The organism is Veillonellaceae bacterium (assembly GCA_025992895.1).
Lineage (GTDB): Bacteria > Bacillota > Negativicutes > Veillonellales > Dialisteraceae > Dialister.
The window spans coordinates 116,972-136,580 of record DAJPGA010000001.1 but is presented as its reverse complement, the minus strand read 5'-3'; the positions used below and the strand labels follow the sequence as shown (position 1 = coordinate 136,580).

Here is a 19,609-nt window from a genome sequence, read left to right as displayed (position 1 = left end):
ATGCCGAATTATGCCAAAGATGGCGAAGTCATGTACCATACCGGCCTGACAAAAGAAATGATAAAAGGCGCCAAATACGCCCTCGTCCCGGGCGATCCCGGCCGCGTCGAAGGCCTTGCCAAAGCCCTTGATCCGAACGCCGCCTTCGCCGCCAGCCACAGAGACTTCACCACCTGGACCGCTGAAGTGAATGGACAGCCCATCCTCGTCATGTCCACCGGCATGGGCGGCCCCTGCGTCACCTTCGCCGTAGAAGAACTCGCCCGCCTCGGCGTCAAAACATTCATCCGCGTAGGCACTACAGGCTCCATGCAGGAAGACCTGAACCTCGGCGACATCGTCATCAACAAAGCCGCCGTCAGAATGGACGGCGCCTCCAAAGCCTACGCACCCATCGAATACCCCGCCGCTGCCGATATGCGCGTCACTCTCGCCTTAGAAGAAGCCGCAAGGACCTTGAAGATCCCCTTCAAAACAGGCATCTCCGTCTCCACCGACAGCTTCTGGCCCGGCCAGGAACGCTACGACAGTTACGCCGGCTACGTCCGCCGCGCCTATCAGGGAAGCCTCGAAGAATACCAGCACCTCGGCTGCACCAACTTCGAAATGGAAAACGCCACCCTCTTCACCCTTTGCGACGTCATGGGCCTTCACGCAGGCTCCGTCTGCGGCGTAGTCACCAAAAGAACCGACAGCGAGACAGTCGCCCCGCACGACGTCTACGAAGAAGCAGAAAAAAGATTCCAGAAGACAGTCAAACTAGCACTTGAAATGCTCACGGGACACTTTCTCGTGAGGATTTAGAAATAGGAACGATGCAAAAAGGAGACCCATCGAGGGTCTCCTTTTTGTTGTCCGCCTGCGCTGACGCCGCCAATACTCGCCTTCCCAGACGGGGAAGGGGGACCGCTTCGCGGTGGATAGGGTTGATTACCGCGAGCGTCAGCGAGGCTGTGTGGTACTTTCAGCCGCAGGCTGGTCGTATGGTTTTCTAAGCATAATGAGGAAGTACGATGTTCACTCGAGTGCCGCTAACACTCGCCTTCCCAGACGGGGAAGGGGAACCGCTTTGCGGTGGATAGGGTTGATTACCGCGAGCGTCAGCGAGGTTGTATGGTGTTTTCAGCCGCAGGCTGGTCGTATGGTTTTCTAAGCATAATGAGGAAGTACGGTGTTCACCCGAGTGCCGCTAACACTCGCCTTCCCAGACGGGGAAGGGCGTATGGGATGGGGTACAAAAGGTCCAAAACAAATAAGACTTGAAACCTTTTCTTTATTCCTTGTGAAGCTGCCTCCTTCGGGGGAAGTGGCGCCGTTAGGCGACGAAAGGGGTGCAGTAATAAGTAAAGGAATAGGGTTGATTACCGCGAGCGTCAGCGAGGTTGTATGGTACTTTCAGCCGCAAGCTGGTCGTATGGTTTTATTCCCCTGCTTCATGATTTTATAGTCTTCTAAGCATTTCCTCTTGTCAGAAAAGAGTTTTTCTTATATATAATATTTATAAGAAAGACCATAATAGAATCATTTGTTATTGATAAAGAGGGAATGATAATGGATAATCACCCGCCAGTCAATGCAACTATGCTGAAGCGTTCCCGCGCGCTAAGACGTGGAATGACGAAAGAAGAGTCAAAACTTTGGTTCCTGTTTCTGCTGAAATATCGTCCGCGATTCCGGCGCCAGTATGTTATCGGTAATTTCATTGCTGATTTTTATTGCTCGTCGGCACGCCTTGTCATAGAACTGGATGGTTCGCAGCATTACTCCGATTTTGGCCTTCGCTATGACAAATGGAGAACAAATAAATTAAATTCCAGAGATATAGCAGTACTGCGTTTTACTAATTTCGAAGTACTGAAGAAATTCAGTGATGTATGCGATTATATTGATTACATCACTACAGAACGATTAAAAGAGCTGGGAAAGGAAGATTTGATTCCGGAAGAGCTTGAGAGTGATTAGGTTGAATAATCAACCCTATCCGCCCGGCATCAGTAATGCAGGCCGGGCACCTTCCCCGTCTGGGAAGGCAAGTTTAAAACCACACGACCTCGCTTCGCTCGAGGAACCTTTTTATAGAGCTCGATGAATAATCAACCCTATCCGCCCGGCATCAGAATTTAGGCCGGGCACCTTCCCCGTCTGGGAAGGCAAGTTTAATACCGCACAACCTCGCTTCGCTCGTGGAACCTTTTTGCAGAGCTCAATGAATAATCAACCCTATCCGCCCGGCATCAGCAATGCAGGCCGGGCACCTTCCCCGTCTGGGAAGGCAAGTTTAAAACCGCACAACCTCGCTTCGCTCGTGGAACCTTTTTGCAGAGCTCGATGAATAATCAACCCTATCCGCCCGGCATCAGCAATGCAGGCCGGGCACCTTCCCCGTCTGGAAAGGCGAGTTTAAAACCGCACAACCTCGCTTTGCTCGAAAATGCCATCAAAAAAAGACCCTCGATGGGTGAGCTCGCCCCGGAGGGGGAGAGTATGGTATGTGGGGATTACGAAAGGTCCAAAACAAAACAGATTAGAAATCTTTTCTTTATTCCTTGCGAAGCTGCCCCCAACGGAGGGAAGTGCCCGAAGGGCGAAAGGGGTGCAGTTAATAAGTAGAGGGATGAGGTGCATTTCCCTCGCTATTTATCGCGGTTTTCCGGTTTTGTGGGACGATTTTTCCCACAAAAAAAATCGAGCCTTTCGATGAGGCTCGTTTTTTTATCGCTCAAACATATCCATTTCTCACAATTTCGTCGTCATTCTCTTCACATCCACCGCATATTCTCCATAGTTGGACCAGGAGTTGATGACTTCTTCGATCGGGAAGATGGTGTTGATGGAGCGTTCGTCGGTGACGGTGAGGAGCTGGGAGAACCAGGTGTCCCGGGCGAGCATGAGGGTCTTCTTATCCATGTGGAAGAGGAGGGCCATGTCGAAGGAGACCTGGTAGGCTCCGTGGTTGACGTCGACGTAGTCGGTGACGATTTCTACTGACTTGATCTTGCCTCCTACGGGGAATGTGCTGTAGGGGAGATGGATTTCGTCTCTCTTCAGCTGCCCCTCGTTTCTGATCGGGCGGCAGGTGAAGCAGGTCATGTTTTCCATGGCTCCGAAGAAGGGGAGCTGTTTCGGTTCGTTGGCGACTTCTATGATTCCGTTATTGAGATGGATCCGGCAGTTTCCGTAGGTATGGGAAAATCGCTCGTCTTTCGCACATTCATAAGAAAGGAGTGTGGACCCCTTGGTGCGCGAAAGCAGTGCGCGCATGCTCTTGGTGAAGGTAGCTTCTACCATGATGGTTCCCTTTCCCCCCGGCGGCGGGTGCCGCATCCGGTTCTATGCAGGGGAATGGCCGGCTTAATTCACGTTGGTTATCGGACTTGCCTCCAAATTTTGTGGGTGAGGCTTTGCCGCGAAGCGGAGAACCAGGTACCCGGCGATGCCGGATAGAAGTGATCCGAGGAATATGCCGACTTTCGCAAGTTCGCGGGCGTCGCCCGGGGGAAATGCGAGAAGGTCGACGAAAAGACTCATCGTGAAGCCGATGCCGCAGCAGAGTGCTATGCCGTAGACATGTGTCCAGGTCGCAGCTGCCGGCATGGGAACCAGTTTTGTTTTGACTAGGATATACATTGTCCCGAAGACTCCGACCTGCTTGCCCAGGAATAGTCCGATGGCGATGCCAAGGACCACGGGCTGGAACAGATCCGAGATCTGGAAATGACCGAGATAAACACCGGTATTTGCAAATCCGAAGAGGGGCACGATGAGGAAAGTGACCCAGTTCGTAAGGGCATGCTCCCATTCCTGTACCGGGGAGACTGTGCGTCCTTCCCGCATGCCGCGGAAGGGAATGGCGGAGGCGAGGATGACGCCTGCCAGTGTCGCATGAAGTCCCGAGCGGAAGACGCAGTACCAGAGGACGATGCCAAGCATGAGGTAGGGGATCGGACGGATGTAACCGATTCTGTTGATGTAGAAAAGGAGAGCCGTGACCGCCGCTGCGCCAAGAAGGTACATCCACGCAAGTTCCTGCGTGTAGAAGAGAGCAATGATGACGATGGCCATGAGATCATCCATGACGGCCAGAGTCGTCAGGAAGACTTTCATGGATATGGGAACCCGGGAGCCCAGGACGGAGACGATGCCGATCGCAAACGCGATGTCGGTCGCCGTCGGGATGGCCCAGCCGGAGAGATACTCAGGATAAGAGAAATTCACGATCGTGTAGACGATGGCCGGACAGATGAGCCCGAAGAAGGCCCCGATGCCCGGCAGGAAGCGCTTGGCATTCGTGTTCAGCTCGCCATGGATCATTTCTCGTTTCACTTCCAGTCCCACCTGCAGGAAGAAGATGGCCATCAGCACATCATTGATCCATAAGTGCACAGGAAGAGGACCTAGCTCAGCATGAAGGAAATGCTCGTAGTAAGGAGCAAGACCGGTATTCGCCATCACAAGGCCCAGGATCGCGGCCAGGAAGAGGAGCACTCCGCCCGCCGACGCAGATTGAAAGAAGAATACGAGTGGATTCATAGGTTAACCTCCGCTTTAGCTTCTCTTTGGAGAGAAAGGAACATTTCCGTATAAGAAAAGGATTTGTCACTTCCTGTACGTACGCAACAGATCCTTTCCCTGGAAAGATGGAGTTATAGTAGGGGTAACACATTCGTGTTTATCTATATCCACTTATATTATATCATCACTTTTCGATATAGCAAATTATTTGCATATAAATTTTCAATAAAAAATCGCGAAATCCGAAGAAAAAAAGGGATTTCGCGACGATATTGCTAAAAATAGTCTTATATAGAGATTTTCTTTGTACTATTCCTAAATTCCGTAGGAGTCATGTGGAACGTCCGGCTGAAGAGCTTGGTGAAATAGCTCTGGCTCGTGAAGCCGCAGTTGAAAGCGATGTCTGCGACAGAGGTGTCCGTGTACTGGAGAAGCGAGCGGCTGACCTCGAGGCGGTAGTCATTCACGAAGTCAATCGGCGAGCTGCCCATGTAAATCTTGAAAAGCGAGCAGCACTTGCTGCGGGACACCTTGCCGGCTGCGGAAATGTCCGCCAGCGTGATCTTTTCCTGGTAATGCTCATGAATGAAATGGACCATGTCCTTCTGGACAGCGCGGTCCGAGAAAGAAGGCTGCGGGAGCGCATTCAGCATCGGAGGGAACGAGCGGTAGAGGTAGTAAAGAAGCATGTGGATGAGAGCCACCGTGCGGAAAGGCGCTGCCGGCTCCTTGCTGTCCTTGGAAGCCTGCAGTTCCCGTAAAAGACGCTGCACCTTGGGTGCGTCATCCGAGCCCGCAGGGATGTAGAAATACTCCCGGCTGGCATTCTGGAGGAGCGGGCGGACCAGCTTCTCCCGGATTTCCTCATTCGCCGTGAGGAGCGCAGGATTGGCCAGAATGCGCATGAAGACCGTGTCCTCCGGCTTCGGCAGATTCCTGTGGATCGTCCCGGGAAGGACAATCAGCGTCGAACCCTTCTGCAGGGAAATGACGGATTCGTTCAGCTGGAAATCCAGCGTCCCGTCCAGGATCGTCAGACATTCCAGCTCGTCGTGCCAGTGAGTGATGGTTCTGTATGATTTCTGCTCGCCCTTCTGCTCCGTCTGCACATAGAAAGGCGAGGTTTTCGCACCCGGCATGGCAGGCGCGTCCGGCAGAATCGTGAATGGTTTATCCATGAAAGTCTCCTTATCCAAAAAAGCGATAGAGTACGATTGTTATAAAAATAAGTCGGCGAAAAATAGTTGTAACCCTGAATGTACATTATTATTATAACAAATATAGAAAGATTTGAAAACATATATGAGAATAGCCATCAATTCCGTAAAACAGCTATGGAAATTTCCCCTGTATCTGTTACAATAAGATAATATATAATTTTTTCAATATTACAGACACATTGTACGGAAAATCCGCGTAAAGACAGGAGTTTTACATGTACGAAGAAACAACCATCGCAGCGATTGCGACAAGCCCGGGCGAAGGCGGCATCGGCATCATCCGCATCAGCGGCATCGACGCCTGCTGCATCGCCGATAAAATATTCCAGGCCAGAGGCGGGAAATTCGCTGAATCCACACCATACCTCATGCGCTTCGGCCACGTCGTCAGAGGAGACAAAACCATCGTCGACGAAGGCCTTGCCGTATTCATGAAAGCGCCGCACTCCTACACAGGAGAAGACGTCGTCGAAATCCAGATCCACGGATCCATGGAAGCCCTCCGTCAGACACTCGCGCTCGTCCTTGAAAACGGCGCCGTCCCGGCAGTCAGAGGCGAATTCACGAAACGCGCCTTCCTGAACGGCCGCCTCGACCTCACACAGGCCGAAGCCGTCATGGATGTCATCGAAGCCAAGGGCGCCGCTGCGCTTTCCCAGGCAGAAAGCCACCTCTCCGGCAAACTCTCCAGCTTCGTCCACACCTGCCGCGACGAACTGACCGACCTCATCACGAAACTTGAAGTCACCATTGACTATCCCGAAGAAGACCTCGAAGACCTCACCAACGAACAGATGGAAGAAGGCCTCGTCACTATCCAGAAATCCCTCGCCGACCTCCTCCAGAGATCCGAAGAAGGACGCATCATTAAAGACGGCCTTAGGACCGCCATCGTAGGACGTCCGAACGCAGGGAAATCCAGCCTCCTGAACGCCCTCCTCCAGGAAGACCGCGCTATCGTCACCGACATCCCGGGCACCACAAGAGACACCATCGAAGAATCCATTAAAATCGGCGGCGTCCCCTTAGTCCTCATGGACACAGCCGGCCTTCGTGAGACAGACAACCGCGTCGAACAGATCGGCATCGAAAGAGCCAGAGCCTCCATGGAAAAAGCTGACCTCATCCTCGCCGTCATCGACGGCTCCCAGCCGCTCACCCCGGATGACAGGAACCTCCTTTCCTCACTCAAAGGAAGAAACGCCATCGTCATCCTCAACAAATACGACCTCCCGCAGGAAACAGAAATCGAAGACGTCAGAGAACTCTCCGGAAACATCCCCTGTATCCGCCTCTCCGCTCAATACGGAAGCGGCATGGACGACCTCAAAGAAGAACTCAGAAAAATCACAGGCCACCAGGATGCAGATGCAGGAAGAGAACTCTTCCTTACAAACCTGCGCCACGTAGACCTCGTCAAGAAATCCCTGGCAAGTGTAGAAAGAGCCCTCGAATCCGTCAGAAACGGTATGCCCGCCGACTGCATCGTAGTCGACCTCACCGAAGCCTGGACCCAGATGGGCGCCATCACAGGCGACACCGTAGACGATGAACTCATCAACGGCATCTTCGAACGCTTCTGCGTAGGGAAATAAAAGAAAGAAACCAAAGTACGAACGGCGAAAATAACTCGCTTCTCTCGTCATTCCAGAGTCCTGCACTGCTGCCACAGCGCAGGAAAAAGCCAAGGTACGCTTTAATATCTAAAAGATTTTTAGAAACTGCACCCCTTTCGCCCTTCGGGCACTTCCCTCCGTTGGGGGCAGCTTCATGATGATAAAAGAAAGAGTTCAAATCTAATTTGTTTTAAACTCATAAAACAACCGCGGCGGAGCGCGAATTGGAACACCATACAACCAGCCTGCGGCTGTTGGTAATCAACCCTAACCGCCACCTTGTGGCCCTCCTTCCCCGTCTGGGAAGGTCAACACCACTTATTTGCTGCGCAAAGGGAAAACAAGCAAACCGGGAAAGGCGTCCCGTTAGGGGAAGCTGATGGCCTTTGACCTTGCCCTGGAAGGGAAGGTGGGCCGTATACCAGTTGACAATGATGGTGAGAGCAAGAATGACTCGGAAGTTTGTGTACGGGTCGGATGAGTTGCATTTCCTCAGCCGAAGGCTGGTTTTGTGGTTTTCAAAAGGTGAAGCCCCTCGAGCGCAGCTCGGTTGTCTGGTTTTAAACTCGCCTTCCCAGACGGGGAAGGGGGACCGCTTCGCGGTGGATAGGGTTGATTTCCCACGAGCGCAGCTCGGTTGTTTGGTTTTATCAATTCTCCCCCAAGGTTCAATCCAGAGGATGTCCCTTTGCATCCTCTTTTTATTTTTCTGCCCTATACTTTGAAATAGAGCTATTTTTCTTATATAATATGGTATTGTGAATAGAGCAGAATTTCTTCTTACGAAACACTCTGCTTTGCTTTTTTTGAATCAGAAAGAAGGATACCCATGTATCTGATAGATACGTATGACGTGATCGTGGTCGGCGCCGGCCATGCCGGATGCGAGGCGGCGCTTGCTGCTGCCCGGATGGGCATGAAGACGCTCCTTACCACGATTTCACTCGAGAACGTGGCCATGATGCCTTGCAATCCTGCCATCGGCGGACCGGGCAAGAGTCATCTCGTCAAGGAAATCGACGCACTGGGAGGAGAGATGGGCATCGCTGCCGATGCTACCGCCATCCAGATGCGCATGCTCAACCTTGGAAAAGGCCCGGCTGTCTATGCCCTCCGCGCCCAGTCCGACAAGAGCGAATACCACCGCTACATGAAGAAAGTCGTCGAAAACACCGACAACCTCGACCTCAAGCAGGTCCAGGTCATGGACATCATCGTCGAAGACGGCAAATGCGTCGGCATCACGACCGAACTCCATGAAGAATACCGCGCCAAGGCAGTCATCCTCTGCACAGGCACCTACCTCGACAGCGAAATCATCATCGGCGAGACCATGTACTCCGGCGGTCCGAACGGCATGAGACCATCCGTCGGACTCTCCGAAAACCTCAAGAAGAGAGGCATCAAGATCCTCCGCTTCAAGACAGGCACACCGAGCCGCGTCGACATCAGAAGCCTTCACTTGGACCACATGCAGCTCGAAGAAGGCGACCCGCAGAACCATGCCTTCTCCTTCATGAACGAAAGAGAAGACAGGAACCAGAGAAACTGCTGGCTCACCTACACGAATGAAGAGACCCACCAGATCATCCGCGACAACCTCATGCGTGCGCCTAAGTACGCAGGCCTCATCCACGGTGTCGGCGCCCGCTACTGCCCGTCTATCGAAGACAAAGTCGTACGCTTTGCCGACAAGAAACGCCACCAGCTCTTCATCGAGCCGGAAGGCCTTGATACGAATGAAATGTACGTCCAGGGCATGTCCACATCCATGCCGATTGACGTCCAGTACGCCTTCCTGCGCACCATCCCGGGCCTCGAAGACGTGAAAGTCATGCGCCCGGCCTACGCCATCGAGTATGACCTCCTCGATCCGCTCCAGCTCTACCCGACCCTCGAGCTCAAGAAACTCCCGGGCCTCTACTCCGCCGGCCAGGCCAACGGCACCAGCGGATACGAAGAAGCCGCAGCACAGGGCCTCATGGCAGGCATCAACGCAGCCCTCAAGATTCAGGGAAAAGATCCCTTCATCCTCGGCCGCCACGAAGCCTACACAGGCGCACTCATTGACGACCTCGTCACCAAAGGCACCAACGAGCCGTACCGCATGATGACAAGCCGCAGCGAATACCGCCTCATCCTCCGTCAGGACAATGCAGACCTGCGCCTCACCGAAAAAGGCAGACAGATCGGCCTCGTCAACGACGCAAGATATGAACATTTCCTCAGAAGAAAGAAAAACTTCGAGGACGCCATGGAATACATCCGCACCGCGCGCTTCACACCGAAGCCGGAAATCAACGAAGCCCTCGAAAAAGCAGGCACAGCCCCGCTCACCACAGGCATCGGCGCCGACCAGATCCTGAAACGCCCGGAAATGACATACAGAAAAATGATTGAAATCCTGGGATGCCCCGAATTTGACCCTGAAGCCATAGAGGAAATGGAAATCACCGTCAAATACGAAGGCTACATCGCACGCCAGGAAGCAGCCGTCAGGAAAGCAGCCAAGATGGAAAGCGAGAAAATGCCCGCTGACATCGACTACCTCCACATGGATGGCATCTCCATCGAAGCACGCCAGAAACTCGACGAAGTCCGTCCGCTCTCACTCGGACAGGCCTCCCGCATCTCCGGCGTATCACCAGCTGACATGTCCGTCCTGATGGTTTATATTAAGAGAAGAAAAGCCGAAAAATAATTATAAGGGAAATGAGCCGCAAGGCTCCGGTTTGAAAGGGGAAACATATGACAATCGCAGAAATGATGCAGCTGCCCGTACTTGCGGGGCGAGAGGACGCCGCGCAGAAACTCTTCGCTTACAATGACCTCGTCATGGAAATGAGCGGAAAGATCAATTTGACGGGCATCAAAGACCCTGAGGAGAGTCTGATCAAGAACGTCTACGATTCACTGACCGTCTATGACGAAAAGTATTTTCCAGAAAACGCAAAACTCCTGGACCTTGGCACAGGCGCCGGATTCCCCGGCGTACCCCTTGCCATCCTGAGACCTGACATCCAGGCAGTCCTGGCAGATTCCATCCAGAAAAAACTCACCTTCGTCGAAAACGCATGCCAGAAACTAGGCATCAAAAACGTCAAGTGCCTTCACATCCGCGCCGAAGAAGGCGGAAGAAGAAGAAAAACCAGAGAATCCTTCGACATCGTCACAGCCAGAGCCGTGAAAATGCTCCCCGTCATCTCCGAATGGGCCCTCCCATTCGTCAAAGTCGGCGGCGTCTTCGCAGCCATGAAAGGCCCCGGCGCCTTAGATGAACTCAAGGAATCCGGCAAAATCCTCCGCGAACTCAACGCAGAAGTAGAAGAAGTCAAAAACCTCGAACTTCCCACAGGAGAAAAACGCTGTATCCTCTATATCAGGAAAACAGCCCCATGCCCCAAGACCTATCCAAGAAAAATCGGCATCGCAGAAAAGAAACCGATACTGGGGGAATAGGGGAATAAAGGAATAATAGTTGTTACAAAAAAAGGACTCGTCGAGGGTCCTTTTTTTGTTGTCAGACTGCGCTGACGACACCGGAAAACCGCGGTAAAACCGCGTGGAACTACTGTATCCACCGCAAGCGGTCCCCTTCTCCTGCCGGAGCAAGGCCACCCATCGAGGGTCCTTTTTTTGTTGCGCCCGCGGCGCGGTTTAAATGCCAAGGTGCGCTCTTAGATTAATAAAGATTAGAAGGAAAGCTCTTATATAACTACCGTACAACCGCCCTAAGGTGCGAATGGGAAAACACGCCAACCTCGCGCTGCTCGACGAACCTTTTATAAAAACCAATGAATACTGCACCCCTTTCCCGGCAACAGTTGAAGGCCGGTACTCCTTCCCCGCTGGGGCAGGTCAAAACCTTCCGCATTGGCGCGAACGGCTATTAACATCTGCGGGGTTTTCTGGTTTTCCCTCAGCCGCAGGCTGGTTTAAGGGTGTTGACCTTCCCAGACGGGGAAGGGCGTATGGGATAGGGTACAAAAGGTCAAAAATAAATCAGATTGGAAATCTTTTCTTTATTCCTTGTGAAGCTGCCCCCGACGGAGGGAAGAATTGCCTTTTACCTTGCTCCGGCAGGAGAAGGTGGTGCGGATTTGTTAATACAGACAAATAAATATCATAAAAAATCTAATCGTACTTTAATCTTAATCATGCAGCCATTGGAGCTGCGTTGAATACTTCCATTGGAGCTAAAAGATGTAATTTGCGCTGAATGCGTTTGTTGTTGTAGAAGTAGATGTAGCCGTTGATCATGCTTACCACTGCTTTACGGCTGGTGAATTTACGTGTGTAGTAACGTTCGCGCTTCAGCATTCCCCAGAACCCTTCCATCAGACCGTTGTCTGCACAGCAGCCTACACGGGACATGCTGTGAACCAGTCCTGCTTTTTCAACAATCTTATGGAATCCGTTGCTTGTATACTGGAATCCGCGGTCGGTATGAATCATTGGATGTTCTCCAGGATTCTCTTTAAGTGCCTTTTCCATTGTCTCAAAAGCCAGTGCAGTATTGTTCCTGTCGCCGATGACATAAGAGACAATCCGGCGATCATGGCCGTCAATAATCGCGCTTAAATATAACTTGTGCAAAACTCCATCAGCAGTTGTGTACTTGAATTCAGTGACATCCGTCATCCATCTTGCATTGGACACGCCGGCATCAAAGTCACGGTTCAGCAGGTTTTCAAAAATGTACTTTGGATCCTTTGCGTTACGAGTGCAACCATCGGTCTTGTACTTGATCACGGACTTAATATTAAGTATCCGCATGATACGAAGAACCAGACTGTCGCTTACATTTATATTGATGTTGTCATCCTTCTTGATCCAATCGTTAATCCGGCGGTATCCCATATCCGGATATTCCTGATGGGTTTTCATGACCTCCTGTGCGACCTTTTCTCTCAGCAGTTCACGGCCGCTCTTAATATGATTCAGCCATCCGTAATAAGCTGCCCGGGAGACCTTTGAGAGTCGGCAGAGACTTTCTATGGAGATGTTGGTTTCTTCATGGACTTCTTTTATGGCTTTAAAATCTCTGAGAAGGTGAGTAAGGCTGAATCCTTCGAGGAACGCAACCTTTCCTCTATCTCCATCTTTTTTTTTAGCAGGGCAATCTCTGCTATAAGATCCTTCTGTTCTTCAAGAAGTCTGGCATTCTCCTGACGCAGCTGTTCTTCTTCGGTCCGGGGCGTTTGGAGCCTGATCGGCTTTCCTCTGTAATCCTCAAGACCAACTTCGCCCATTTCCTTGAACTTTTTTACCCATGTGTAGAGCGTTTGGTAGGACATGTTGTACTTCTTGGCTATCTTGTTATAATCGCATCCACTGGCGATGCACTCCTGAACGATTCTGACTCGCTCTTCCTTGACCGATTGCTGGCGTTTGCCCATAAGATCTCCTCCTTCAGAAACGAGGTCTGTCAACTTATGCTCATTATACGCCTCAATCCATGTTTTAAGGGAGAGTGTGCCGGAAATTCTGTATTTGGCACAGACGGAAAGCATGGAAACACCGCCTTTAAGATATTCCTTTACGGCCTGGATCTTCATCTGATTGGAGTAGTAAGACAAATGCTGCCTGGGCCGCAATCCCTTAAAGCCCTCCTCTTTATACCGGAGGACCCATTTCCTGAATGTTATGCGGCTCATATGAAGATTTTCAGCTGCCTGGGTAATCGTAACACCCTGATAGAGATATGAAGCAATCTGGTCTAACATTTCCTCCGGGGACGCTTTGGTTTTACATGGCATAAGAATGACCTCCTAATATATTTATGATATTATTCTGTCTTTCTTGTTGAATCATACCATTTCGACGCTCGCTTTTGCGGACAGCTCGGAAGGATCCAGGTCTTACGGGCCGGCACTGACGCTGACGGGGCCTGAGGCTGATCTGGCATCAAAAATTCACTCGGGAACGAATCTTAAGATCGACGTACCGGAGGGCGGGAACCTTGCAGGTACACTGGTTGCCCGCGGGAAGGGCAACGTGATGTCGATCGATGGGACAAAGGGAACGATCGGGAAGGACGACGGCAAAGCTGACGATACGATTACGATCACCGTCCATCCGAAGTATCTGGACAGTGCTTTCATCAAAAATCATTACGATCTGACTAAAGATTATTCAGGAACGCTCACGGTGAATGATCCTATCGTGGCAAAAGCTGAAAAGGGCGGGACGATACAGATCGAAGGAAAGGATATGAATTTCAACCTGCTCTATGCGCATAAGAACCAGTGGTATGAACCGGCTGATGAGGAAGAGTACCACTCCTCGGTCATCGTCCACCTCACCGGGGATCTCATAGCAGGCGATGCGAATAATGAAATCGGAGACCGCAGGAATGACTGGATCAGCCAGAGCGGCATTGCCGGCGGGTCTTACCGCGTGGGAGATATCCAGACGGGATCCGGCGAGGGCATCATTTCAGTGGATGCGAATTCCATGACAATCAACAGTGTTTCCGGATTTGAGGAGTCTGAAATCACGCTGAAAGCGAAGGATTTCATCAAGGCGAACAATGTCTCGAACCGGCACGAATCCAAGCTCACGATGCTGGCCAAAACAATTGAGATGAACGGACTTGGCACAAACAGTGACCTGGCGGAAACGGTCATCGGCGATGAGAATACGGAATCTCTTACCGTCCATGATTCTGTCGTCCTTTCAGGCGGCCGGTCGAAGATGGCGCTCACAGGGAAGAGCATCCATCTGGAAGGCGGGCTTGAATTTGATGAAACGAGCACTTCCTCCATCAAGTCAAAGACAGCGGATACATTCTCTATCAAGGGCAATGATGTTTCCATGAAAGGAAATATTATTCTCGCAGGGGATGAGGGCACGATTGAAGCGGACACGCTGACACTGGAAGGGAAAAAGGTGCAGGCCAAGGGACGCTCGAACGTTTCCATTTCTGCCAATACGATCAATGGCACGATGGACTCACTGAATCTTGATCTTCTGGATATGAGAAATCCAAAGGAAGAGTACAAGAACACAGTCACAATCGCGGCCAAAAATGGAGGAACACTTGCCATCAAGGATCCGATCATGGTAAAAGAAGGCGGCAATACGCTGGATATCCACGGCCTTGAAAATCTTTCAGCCGGTGCGCTCATCATGGATGCAGCATCCTACGCAGAAGCAGCGGATTCATCCGTAACGCTTGGCGCAGAAAATATCAGTCTGGAAAGTATCGCAAATACGAAGGGCAACGCCAGGAACGGCAAGCCGGTCGACCAGTCCATTTCCATCAGCCACTCCGGCACGGCAAAGGTAGAGGCAGGGAAGACACTCACTTTGGAGGGCGGCGTGAAGAATATCAACGGGACAGCAGTCCTGTCCGCTCCCGAAGCGCATCTTTACCGTGTCCAGTCTGGCGGATCGGATGTCTATGCCGCTTTGGAAGAAGGAGCGGAAACGACGGTCAATGCGGATTCGCTGACTCTTGATACGTCGGCAAGCGCGATATTCCTTGGCAATAAAGTGACAATCAATGCCAAAGAACTGAAATTCAATCCGGAAGGCCATTACCATGAAGCGGCCTCCGCGGATCCGGATCAGGGGATTCCTTATGATGTTTCTGCCGATGCAGACGGGCAGTACAAGGATGAAGGCACCGTCTGGGCATCGTATGGCGGTGTCATGGATATCAATATCAGCAAGGGCGGCACTTTCGAAGGTGCTGCGGCTGTGGATAATGAGAAGATGAATATTGATAAGGATCTCAAACAGTACGTCAATATACCGGATTACAAAGAAAGGTTTGGCGCGCTCCTTGCCAATAAGGCCGGCAAAGTCAATGTCAGCCTGGATGAAGGATCCCAATGGAATGTGACAAAGGATTCAACAGCATCCTCTCTGTCCATGAAGCAGGCCACTCTGAATCTTTCCGGAAAAGATGCGCCGGTAACGCTGACTACGGATGATTTCAAGAGTGAGAACGGCACGCTGGCTGTCAAAGTGACGGATGATGCGCACAGTCTCCTCAATACGAAAACGGCATCTGGCACGGTCTATGTCAGCGCCAACGGAGAAAAGGGCGTGACCCCGGCCTCCGAACTGGCCAAGACGAAGATCATGTCTTTTGATCAAGGGAGCAGTGTAACCCTTAAGGGCGTCACAACAATGACGGATGAGAGCATGTACGGCATCGTGACACCGGTCAGCCAGGATGAAAGTGCAGGCTATGTCGGAGGGAAGTATGAAGTGGATAAGAATGTTGTTTCCGATAAAGCCCTCCGCACGATAGGCGCTGTCAGAAGAGCAGGCCGCTTCATCATGGCAGGCATGGATGCGCCGCTCTATCCGGACAGCAATGATGAAAATGTGTGGGCACACTGGTCACGCGGCAATTACGGTCCGGGAGACTGGAGCGGAAGCCACAACGATCTGGCGGCCGGCGTCGATTTCTATCATACCGATCATTCCCGCGCCGGTATTTCTGTCATGCATACGAATTCCTCGCTCGACGGGACGGAAAATCTCGGGGAAGTGTCCATGAAGAAGAAATTCACCCGTGTCTCCCTTTACGGGCGTCATGACTTTGCAGGCGGACTCTACGCGGCGGGAGATATCTTTGCCGGCGGAATCCGCATCAAGGACACCAGTCTGGCCGATATGAGCACGCGCACAACGGGCGTCCATGCAGAAGTCGGCGTGGATGTCCCGGCAGGAAAGGGCACGATCACACCTCTTGTCCGCGCTGCTTATGCAGGCATCCGCGGATTCACGACGAAGGATGGGGAAGGATTCCCGTTCACCATGAAGGAAAGCCATTACAGCTCCTTCTCAGCCGGACTCAAAGCGTCCCTTCCGCTCTCGCCGGTATCCCTTCTTACCGCTTATGCAGGCTGGGGCATCCGCACCGGATATGATATAGACGGCACCATGTCTGATGCATGGAATACGATGGACATTTCCGAAAGCGGAAAGGAACACGTCAAGACACTCGGCATCGGTTACCGCTGTGACATTACGCCATTTGCGCGCCTGTCCCTGTCCGCTGCCCGCGAATTCTCTTCCGGTCTTCATGACGACTGGAATTTCCAGGTCTCTGCAGCATATAAGTTCTAAGTGAATTCCACTAAAAAAGGGGATGTGACAAAATCCGTTTAAACTCTGCTTTTTCCTTTTCTCGAACGAAGTTCGGTTTAAGGGTGTTAGAGTTCGCCCCGTAGGTGGAGCTGGCGCGCATGCGCCTGAGGAGGTTCATCTCCACGAGCGGAGCGAGGTTTTTCGGTGTTAGTCAATATACCCACACAAAAAGGACTGTAACGGAATGATTACACATTTCGTCACAGTCCTTTTTCATTTCCTTATTTTTCTTTCGGCATGTGCTCGCAGCCCCAGTCGCAGAGGAGCTCCAGGAAAGGTGTCATGGATTTCCCTTTTTCGGTCAGGTCGTATTCGACCTTCGGGGGAATCTGGCTGTATTCTTTGCGGCTGATGAGGCCGTCGGCTTCGAGTTCCTTGAGGGAGTTCGTCAGGGAGCGGAAGGTGGCAGCTTCGAGGCGGCGTTTGAGTTCGTTGTAGCGTGTGGGGCCGTTCATCATGAGGCAGTAGATGATGCCCAGTTTGTATTTTCCCTTGATGAGGGACATGGTGTAGTGGAATCCGGTGTGCGTGATGCCGCGTTCGAATTCTTCGTGCGCAAGTTTCAGGTCCATTTGCATCGTCCTTTCTTTCCTATGATGGTACTACGCGTGAGCGGCGCGGGCAAGTACTATATTTCACTGCATACACTCTACTAAAGTAGTGTGCTGTCATAAAAATATCGTACTTGTTTAAAAGCTGGTAATGGGTCTATACTTGAAACAGAATAACGAAGGAGGTTTTACATATGAACGAAGTCATGGATGCGCTTGTAAGCCGCAGGAGTGTCAGAAAGTACAAGGCGGAGGCTGTGCCGGAAGAGCTTGTGCAGGAAATTGTGGAAGCAGGGCTGTATGCGCCAAGCGGCATGGGATACCAGAAGCCGGTGATTCTGGCGGTCACGGACAAGGAAACTCGTGATGCGCTTTCTGATCTGAACCGCAAGGCTGGCGGATGGAAGGAAGGTTTCGATCCTTTCTATGGTGCGCCGGTCGTGATTTCCGTGCTGACACCGAAGGACTGGGATAAGGGCGTCGAAGACGGAAGCCTCGCCATCGGTCAGATGCTTCTTGCCGCTCATGCACTGGGACTTGGCGGATGCTGGATCCACCGCGCGAAGGAAGTCTACGAGACGGAAGAAGGAAAGGAAATCCTGAAGAAGGCCGGCCTTGAAGGGGAATACCTTGGCATCGGCAACCTGGTCATCGGCTATGCGGATCAGACACCGAAGGCGGCGCCGAGAAAAGCAGGACGCGCATTTTTCATTAAATAATTTCATAAGAATAAGAGCGGGAAAACCGCCATGTGGAAACAGGGAGTGAATGAAATGCTGCATAAGGTAAAAGTGACTGTCATTGATAAGAAACTGTATCCGGAACTGCAGGAAGCATACTGCATGGATCCGAAGTCGGGCGCCTGCCCCTGCTACAATGTGGGCGACACGTTCATCTTCGAACGCGCTGCTGGCAAGGATGATTTCTGGCACATGGGCCTCTCCACTCTGGTGAAGACGGAAGGAAATCCGGACGAGGTCGCAGGCGGGCCGAAGATGCCTTTCTGCTCGGAAGCATGGGATGCGATTTCCCGCTATATCTACACGGGACTTCAGGGCGGCTCGATCATGCGCGGCTGGATGAAGGATGAGAGACAGATGATCTGCTGCTGCTCTGACGGCACGCGTCCTGTCATTTTCAAGATCGATCGTCTGGATTACCAGAGAGTCTCCATCAAGGGAATGGGCTGCGAGAACTGCGAGAAGAAGATCCGCGCTGCTTTCGAAGCGCTTCCGGGCGTAAAGGAAGTTACCGCTTCCCATGAAACAGGCGTGGCTGAAGTATTCCTCGAAGCAGGCGTTCCTGAAAAGACAAAGGGCATGTACGAAAAAGCCCTCTCCGGCATCGAAGGTTATGAAGTCACCGGAGTCGAAGAGTAATTATATATAAGGTAAGAGAGGAGCTGCGGGATGAGCGATCATTTTCACGGCTCCTTTTATAGTGTCAGATTCGCGTAGAGGGATAGCTGACATAAATAGAGCTGCTTTTAGCAGAGGGGAAAACGTAAAACATGATTAAAACCGCACAGCCGCCTTGCAGGCTGGGAGATGAACCTTTAAAACCATACAACCGGACTTCGTCCGTGGAAATGCAACTCATCCGTCTCGTACAATAACTTCTGTGTCGTTTGTGCTCTTACCATCATTGTCAATCGGTATACGAGCCACCTTCCCTTCCAGGGCAAGGTCAAAGGCCATCAGCTCCCCCTGCGGGGCGAGCTTTGACACCCTTAAACCTCGCGTTGCTCGAGGAAAACAAGCAAACCAGCCTTCAGCTGCTGGTAATCAACCCTATCCACCGCAAAGCGGTCCCCCTTCCCCGTCTGGGAAGGCGAGTTGGCGTGCTGCGGCTTGTCTATAAGATTCCATGCTCTTTCATCTTCGAAAAGTATAAATATAGATACGATAGTTATAATTTTGGAGACGATTTTACTATTCGAAAATTCGCTTTTCCTGTATACTGAGAACATCAAATTTGAACTGACCCCATGGGTCTTATCGTATATAGGAGGAAGAAATATGGAAAAGAAATTGAATCATTTACTGGCTGATCTCGTGGTGGAATATCATAAGCTGCAGAGCTTCCACTGGTACCTGAAGGGTTACCATTTCTTCGATGATCATGCAAAGCTGGAAGAATATTACGACGCTATCGCTGAAGCAGTCGACACCGTCGCTGAAGATATGCTGATGCTTGGCTTCAAGCCGGAAAGCACGATGAAAGGCTTCCTTTCGATCTCTTCTATCGAAGAAGCAAAGAATCAGGAAGTGACTTCCGTAGAAGCTTACGAAGCTGTCCTTGCAGATTTCAAGTATCTCCTGGATGAAGTCAAAGGCGTCAAGGCGGCTGCTGATGAAAGCGGTGATTACCTCACATCTACCAAGATGGACGATTACATCGAATTCTTCTCCAAGGCAATCTGGATGGTTGGACAGGAAGTCAGATAATTTAAATAACTTAGTTAACAAGAGAGCGGCCCTTCGGGGCCGCTCCTTCCTATTTCCGGACACTGTCATAATACGCAGTGATTTGCACTGCTCTTTGTGACAGTGTTTATTTATAAATGAGAATAGTAAGAAATTCTTCAATATGTGGACGATTG

The 19,609-nt window shown here is 51.4% G+C and carries 15 protein-coding genes; 9 read left to right on the top strand and 6 right to left on the bottom strand.

What is annotated here, in order from left to right:
* Window positions 1-804 carry a uridine phosphorylase gene (udp, locus tag OIM03_00640; GenBank protein ID HJI72788.1) on the top strand — a complete coding sequence of 268 codons (804 nt, stop codon included), beginning with the start codon at window positions 1-3 and terminating at the stop codon, window positions 802-804.
* Between the two features lie 747 nt (window positions 805-1,551).
* Window positions 1,552-1,962, top strand: a complete 411-nt coding sequence (locus OIM03_00635) for an endonuclease domain-containing protein (GenBank protein HJI72787.1) — start codon at window positions 1,552-1,554, stop codon at window positions 1,960-1,962.
* Between the two features lie 774 nt (window positions 1,963-2,736).
* Here OIM03_00635 and OIM03_00630 read toward each other — a convergent pair.
* The 3 genes from OIM03_00630 to OIM03_00620 all read right to left on the bottom strand — a co-directional run bounded on the left by OIM03_00630 (window position 2,737) and on the right by OIM03_00620 (window position 5,690).
* Entirely contained in the window at window positions 2,737-3,288 is a 552-nt protein-coding gene (locus OIM03_00630) for a hypothetical protein (protein HJI72786.1), read from the bottom strand.
* A gap of 63 nt (window positions 3,289-3,351) precedes the next feature.
* Window positions 3,352-4,530: a Na+/H+ antiporter NhaA gene (gene nhaA, locus OIM03_00625; GenBank protein ID HJI72785.1), complete on the bottom strand. Its 1,179-nt coding sequence runs from the start codon at window positions 4,528-4,530 to the stop codon at window positions 3,352-3,354.
* Between the two features lie 269 nt (window positions 4,531-4,799).
* On the bottom strand, window positions 4,800-5,690 hold the full coding sequence (locus OIM03_00620) for an AraC family transcriptional regulator (GenBank protein HJI72784.1): 891 nt from the start codon (window positions 5,688-5,690) through the stop codon (window positions 4,800-4,802).
* Between the two features lie 257 nt (window positions 5,691-5,947).
* On the opposite strand from OIM03_00620, the gene mnmE reads away from it, so the two are divergent.
* The 3 genes from mnmE (at window position 5,948) to rsmG (ending at window position 10,807) form a co-directional block, all read left to right on the top strand.
* A complete protein-coding gene (mnmE, locus tag OIM03_00615) occupies window positions 5,948-7,327 on the top strand; it encodes a tRNA uridine-5-carboxymethylaminomethyl(34) synthesis GTPase MnmE (GenBank protein HJI72783.1) in 1,380 nt (459 codons plus the stop codon).
* Window positions 7,328-8,177: 850 nt separating this feature from the next.
* Window positions 8,178-10,049 carry a tRNA uridine-5-carboxymethylaminomethyl(34) synthesis enzyme MnmG gene (gene mnmG / locus OIM03_00610; protein HJI72782.1) on the top strand — a complete coding sequence of 624 codons (1,872 nt, stop codon included), beginning with the start codon at window positions 8,178-8,180 and terminating at the stop codon, window positions 10,047-10,049.
* A gap of 47 nt (window positions 10,050-10,096) precedes the next feature.
* A complete protein-coding gene (gene rsmG / locus OIM03_00605; GenBank protein ID HJI72781.1) occupies window positions 10,097-10,807 on the top strand; it encodes a 16S rRNA (guanine(527)-N(7))-methyltransferase RsmG in 711 nt (236 codons plus the stop codon).
* 696 nt (window positions 10,808-11,503) lie between these two features.
* On the opposite strand, the gene OIM03_00600 is transcribed toward rsmG, so the two are convergent.
* Window positions 11,504-12,346 carry an IS3 family transposase gene (locus OIM03_00600; protein HJI72780.1) on the bottom strand — a complete coding sequence of 281 codons (843 nt, stop codon included), beginning with the start codon at window positions 12,344-12,346 and terminating at the stop codon, window positions 11,504-11,506.
* A gap of 29 nt (window positions 12,347-12,375) precedes the next feature.
* Entirely contained in the window at window positions 12,376-13,074 is a 699-nt protein-coding gene (locus OIM03_00595; GenBank protein HJI72779.1) for a helix-turn-helix domain-containing protein, read from the bottom strand.
* Window positions 13,075-13,153: 79 nt separating this feature from the next.
* On the opposite strand from OIM03_00595, the gene OIM03_00590 reads away from it, so the two are divergent.
* Window positions 13,154-16,435, top strand: a complete 3,282-nt coding sequence (locus OIM03_00590) for an autotransporter outer membrane beta-barrel domain-containing protein (protein ID HJI72778.1) — start codon at window positions 13,154-13,156, stop codon at window positions 16,433-16,435.
* 242 nt (window positions 16,436-16,677) lie between these two features.
* On the opposite strand, the gene OIM03_00585 is transcribed toward OIM03_00590, so the two are convergent.
* Entirely contained in the window at window positions 16,678-17,028 is a 351-nt protein-coding gene (locus OIM03_00585; protein ID HJI72777.1) for a helix-turn-helix transcriptional regulator, read from the bottom strand.
* Between the two features lie 173 nt (window positions 17,029-17,201).
* Here OIM03_00585 and OIM03_00580 point away from each other — a divergent pair, with 173 nt between their 5' ends.
* The 3 genes from OIM03_00580 to OIM03_00570 all read left to right on the top strand — a co-directional run bounded on the left by OIM03_00580 (window position 17,202) and on the right by OIM03_00570 (window position 19,454).
* Window positions 17,202-17,726, top strand: coding sequence for a nitroreductase family protein (locus tag OIM03_00580; protein HJI72776.1), 525 nt, complete (start codon window positions 17,202-17,204; stop codon window positions 17,724-17,726).
* A gap of 30 nt (window positions 17,727-17,756) precedes the next feature.
* Complete coding sequence (locus OIM03_00575; protein ID HJI72775.1) at window positions 17,757-18,386, top strand: TIGR04076 family protein; 630 nt, start codon at window positions 17,757-17,759, stop codon at window positions 18,384-18,386.
* A 639-nt stretch (window positions 18,387-19,025) separates the two neighbouring features.
* Complete coding sequence (locus OIM03_00570; protein HJI72774.1) at window positions 19,026-19,454, top strand: DNA starvation/stationary phase protection protein; 429 nt, start codon at window positions 19,026-19,028, stop codon at window positions 19,452-19,454.
* Window positions 19,455-19,609: the final 155 nt, after the last annotated feature.

Coding starts and splice junctions, on each gene's coding strand:
- udp (HJI72788.1), top strand. CDS start 1: ATGCCGAATTATGCCAAAGATGGCGAAGTCATGTACCATACCGGCCTG.
- OIM03_00580 (HJI72776.1), top strand. CDS start 17,202: ATGAACGAAGTCATGGATGCGCTTGTAAGCCGCAGGAGTGTCAGAAAG.
- OIM03_00630 (HJI72786.1), bottom strand. CDS start 3,288: ATGGTAGAAGCTACCTTCACCAAGAGCATGCGCGCACTGCTTTCGCGC.
- OIM03_00585 (HJI72777.1), bottom strand. CDS start 17,028: ATGGACCTGAAACTTGCGCACGAAGAATTCGAACGCGGCATCACGCAC.
- OIM03_00595 (HJI72779.1), bottom strand. CDS start 13,074: ATGTTAGACCAGATTGCTTCATATCTCTATCAGGGTGTTACGATTACC.
- OIM03_00575 (HJI72775.1), top strand. CDS start 17,757: ATGTGGAAACAGGGAGTGAATGAAATGCTGCATAAGGTAAAAGTGACT.
- OIM03_00570 (HJI72774.1), top strand. CDS start 19,026: ATGGAAAAGAAATTGAATCATTTACTGGCTGATCTCGTGGTGGAATAT.
- mnmG (HJI72782.1), top strand. CDS start 8,178: ATGTATCTGATAGATACGTATGACGTGATCGTGGTCGGCGCCGGCCAT.
- rsmG (HJI72781.1), top strand. CDS start 10,097: ATGACAATCGCAGAAATGATGCAGCTGCCCGTACTTGCGGGGCGAGAG.
- nhaA (HJI72785.1), bottom strand. CDS start 4,530: ATGAATCCACTCGTATTCTTCTTTCAATCTGCGTCGGCGGGCGGAGTG.
- OIM03_00620 (HJI72784.1), bottom strand. CDS start 5,690: ATGGATAAACCATTCACGATTCTGCCGGACGCGCCTGCCATGCCGGGT.
- OIM03_00635 (HJI72787.1), top strand. CDS start 1,552: ATGGATAATCACCCGCCAGTCAATGCAACTATGCTGAAGCGTTCCCGC.
- mnmE (HJI72783.1), top strand. CDS start 5,948: ATGTACGAAGAAACAACCATCGCAGCGATTGCGACAAGCCCGGGCGAA.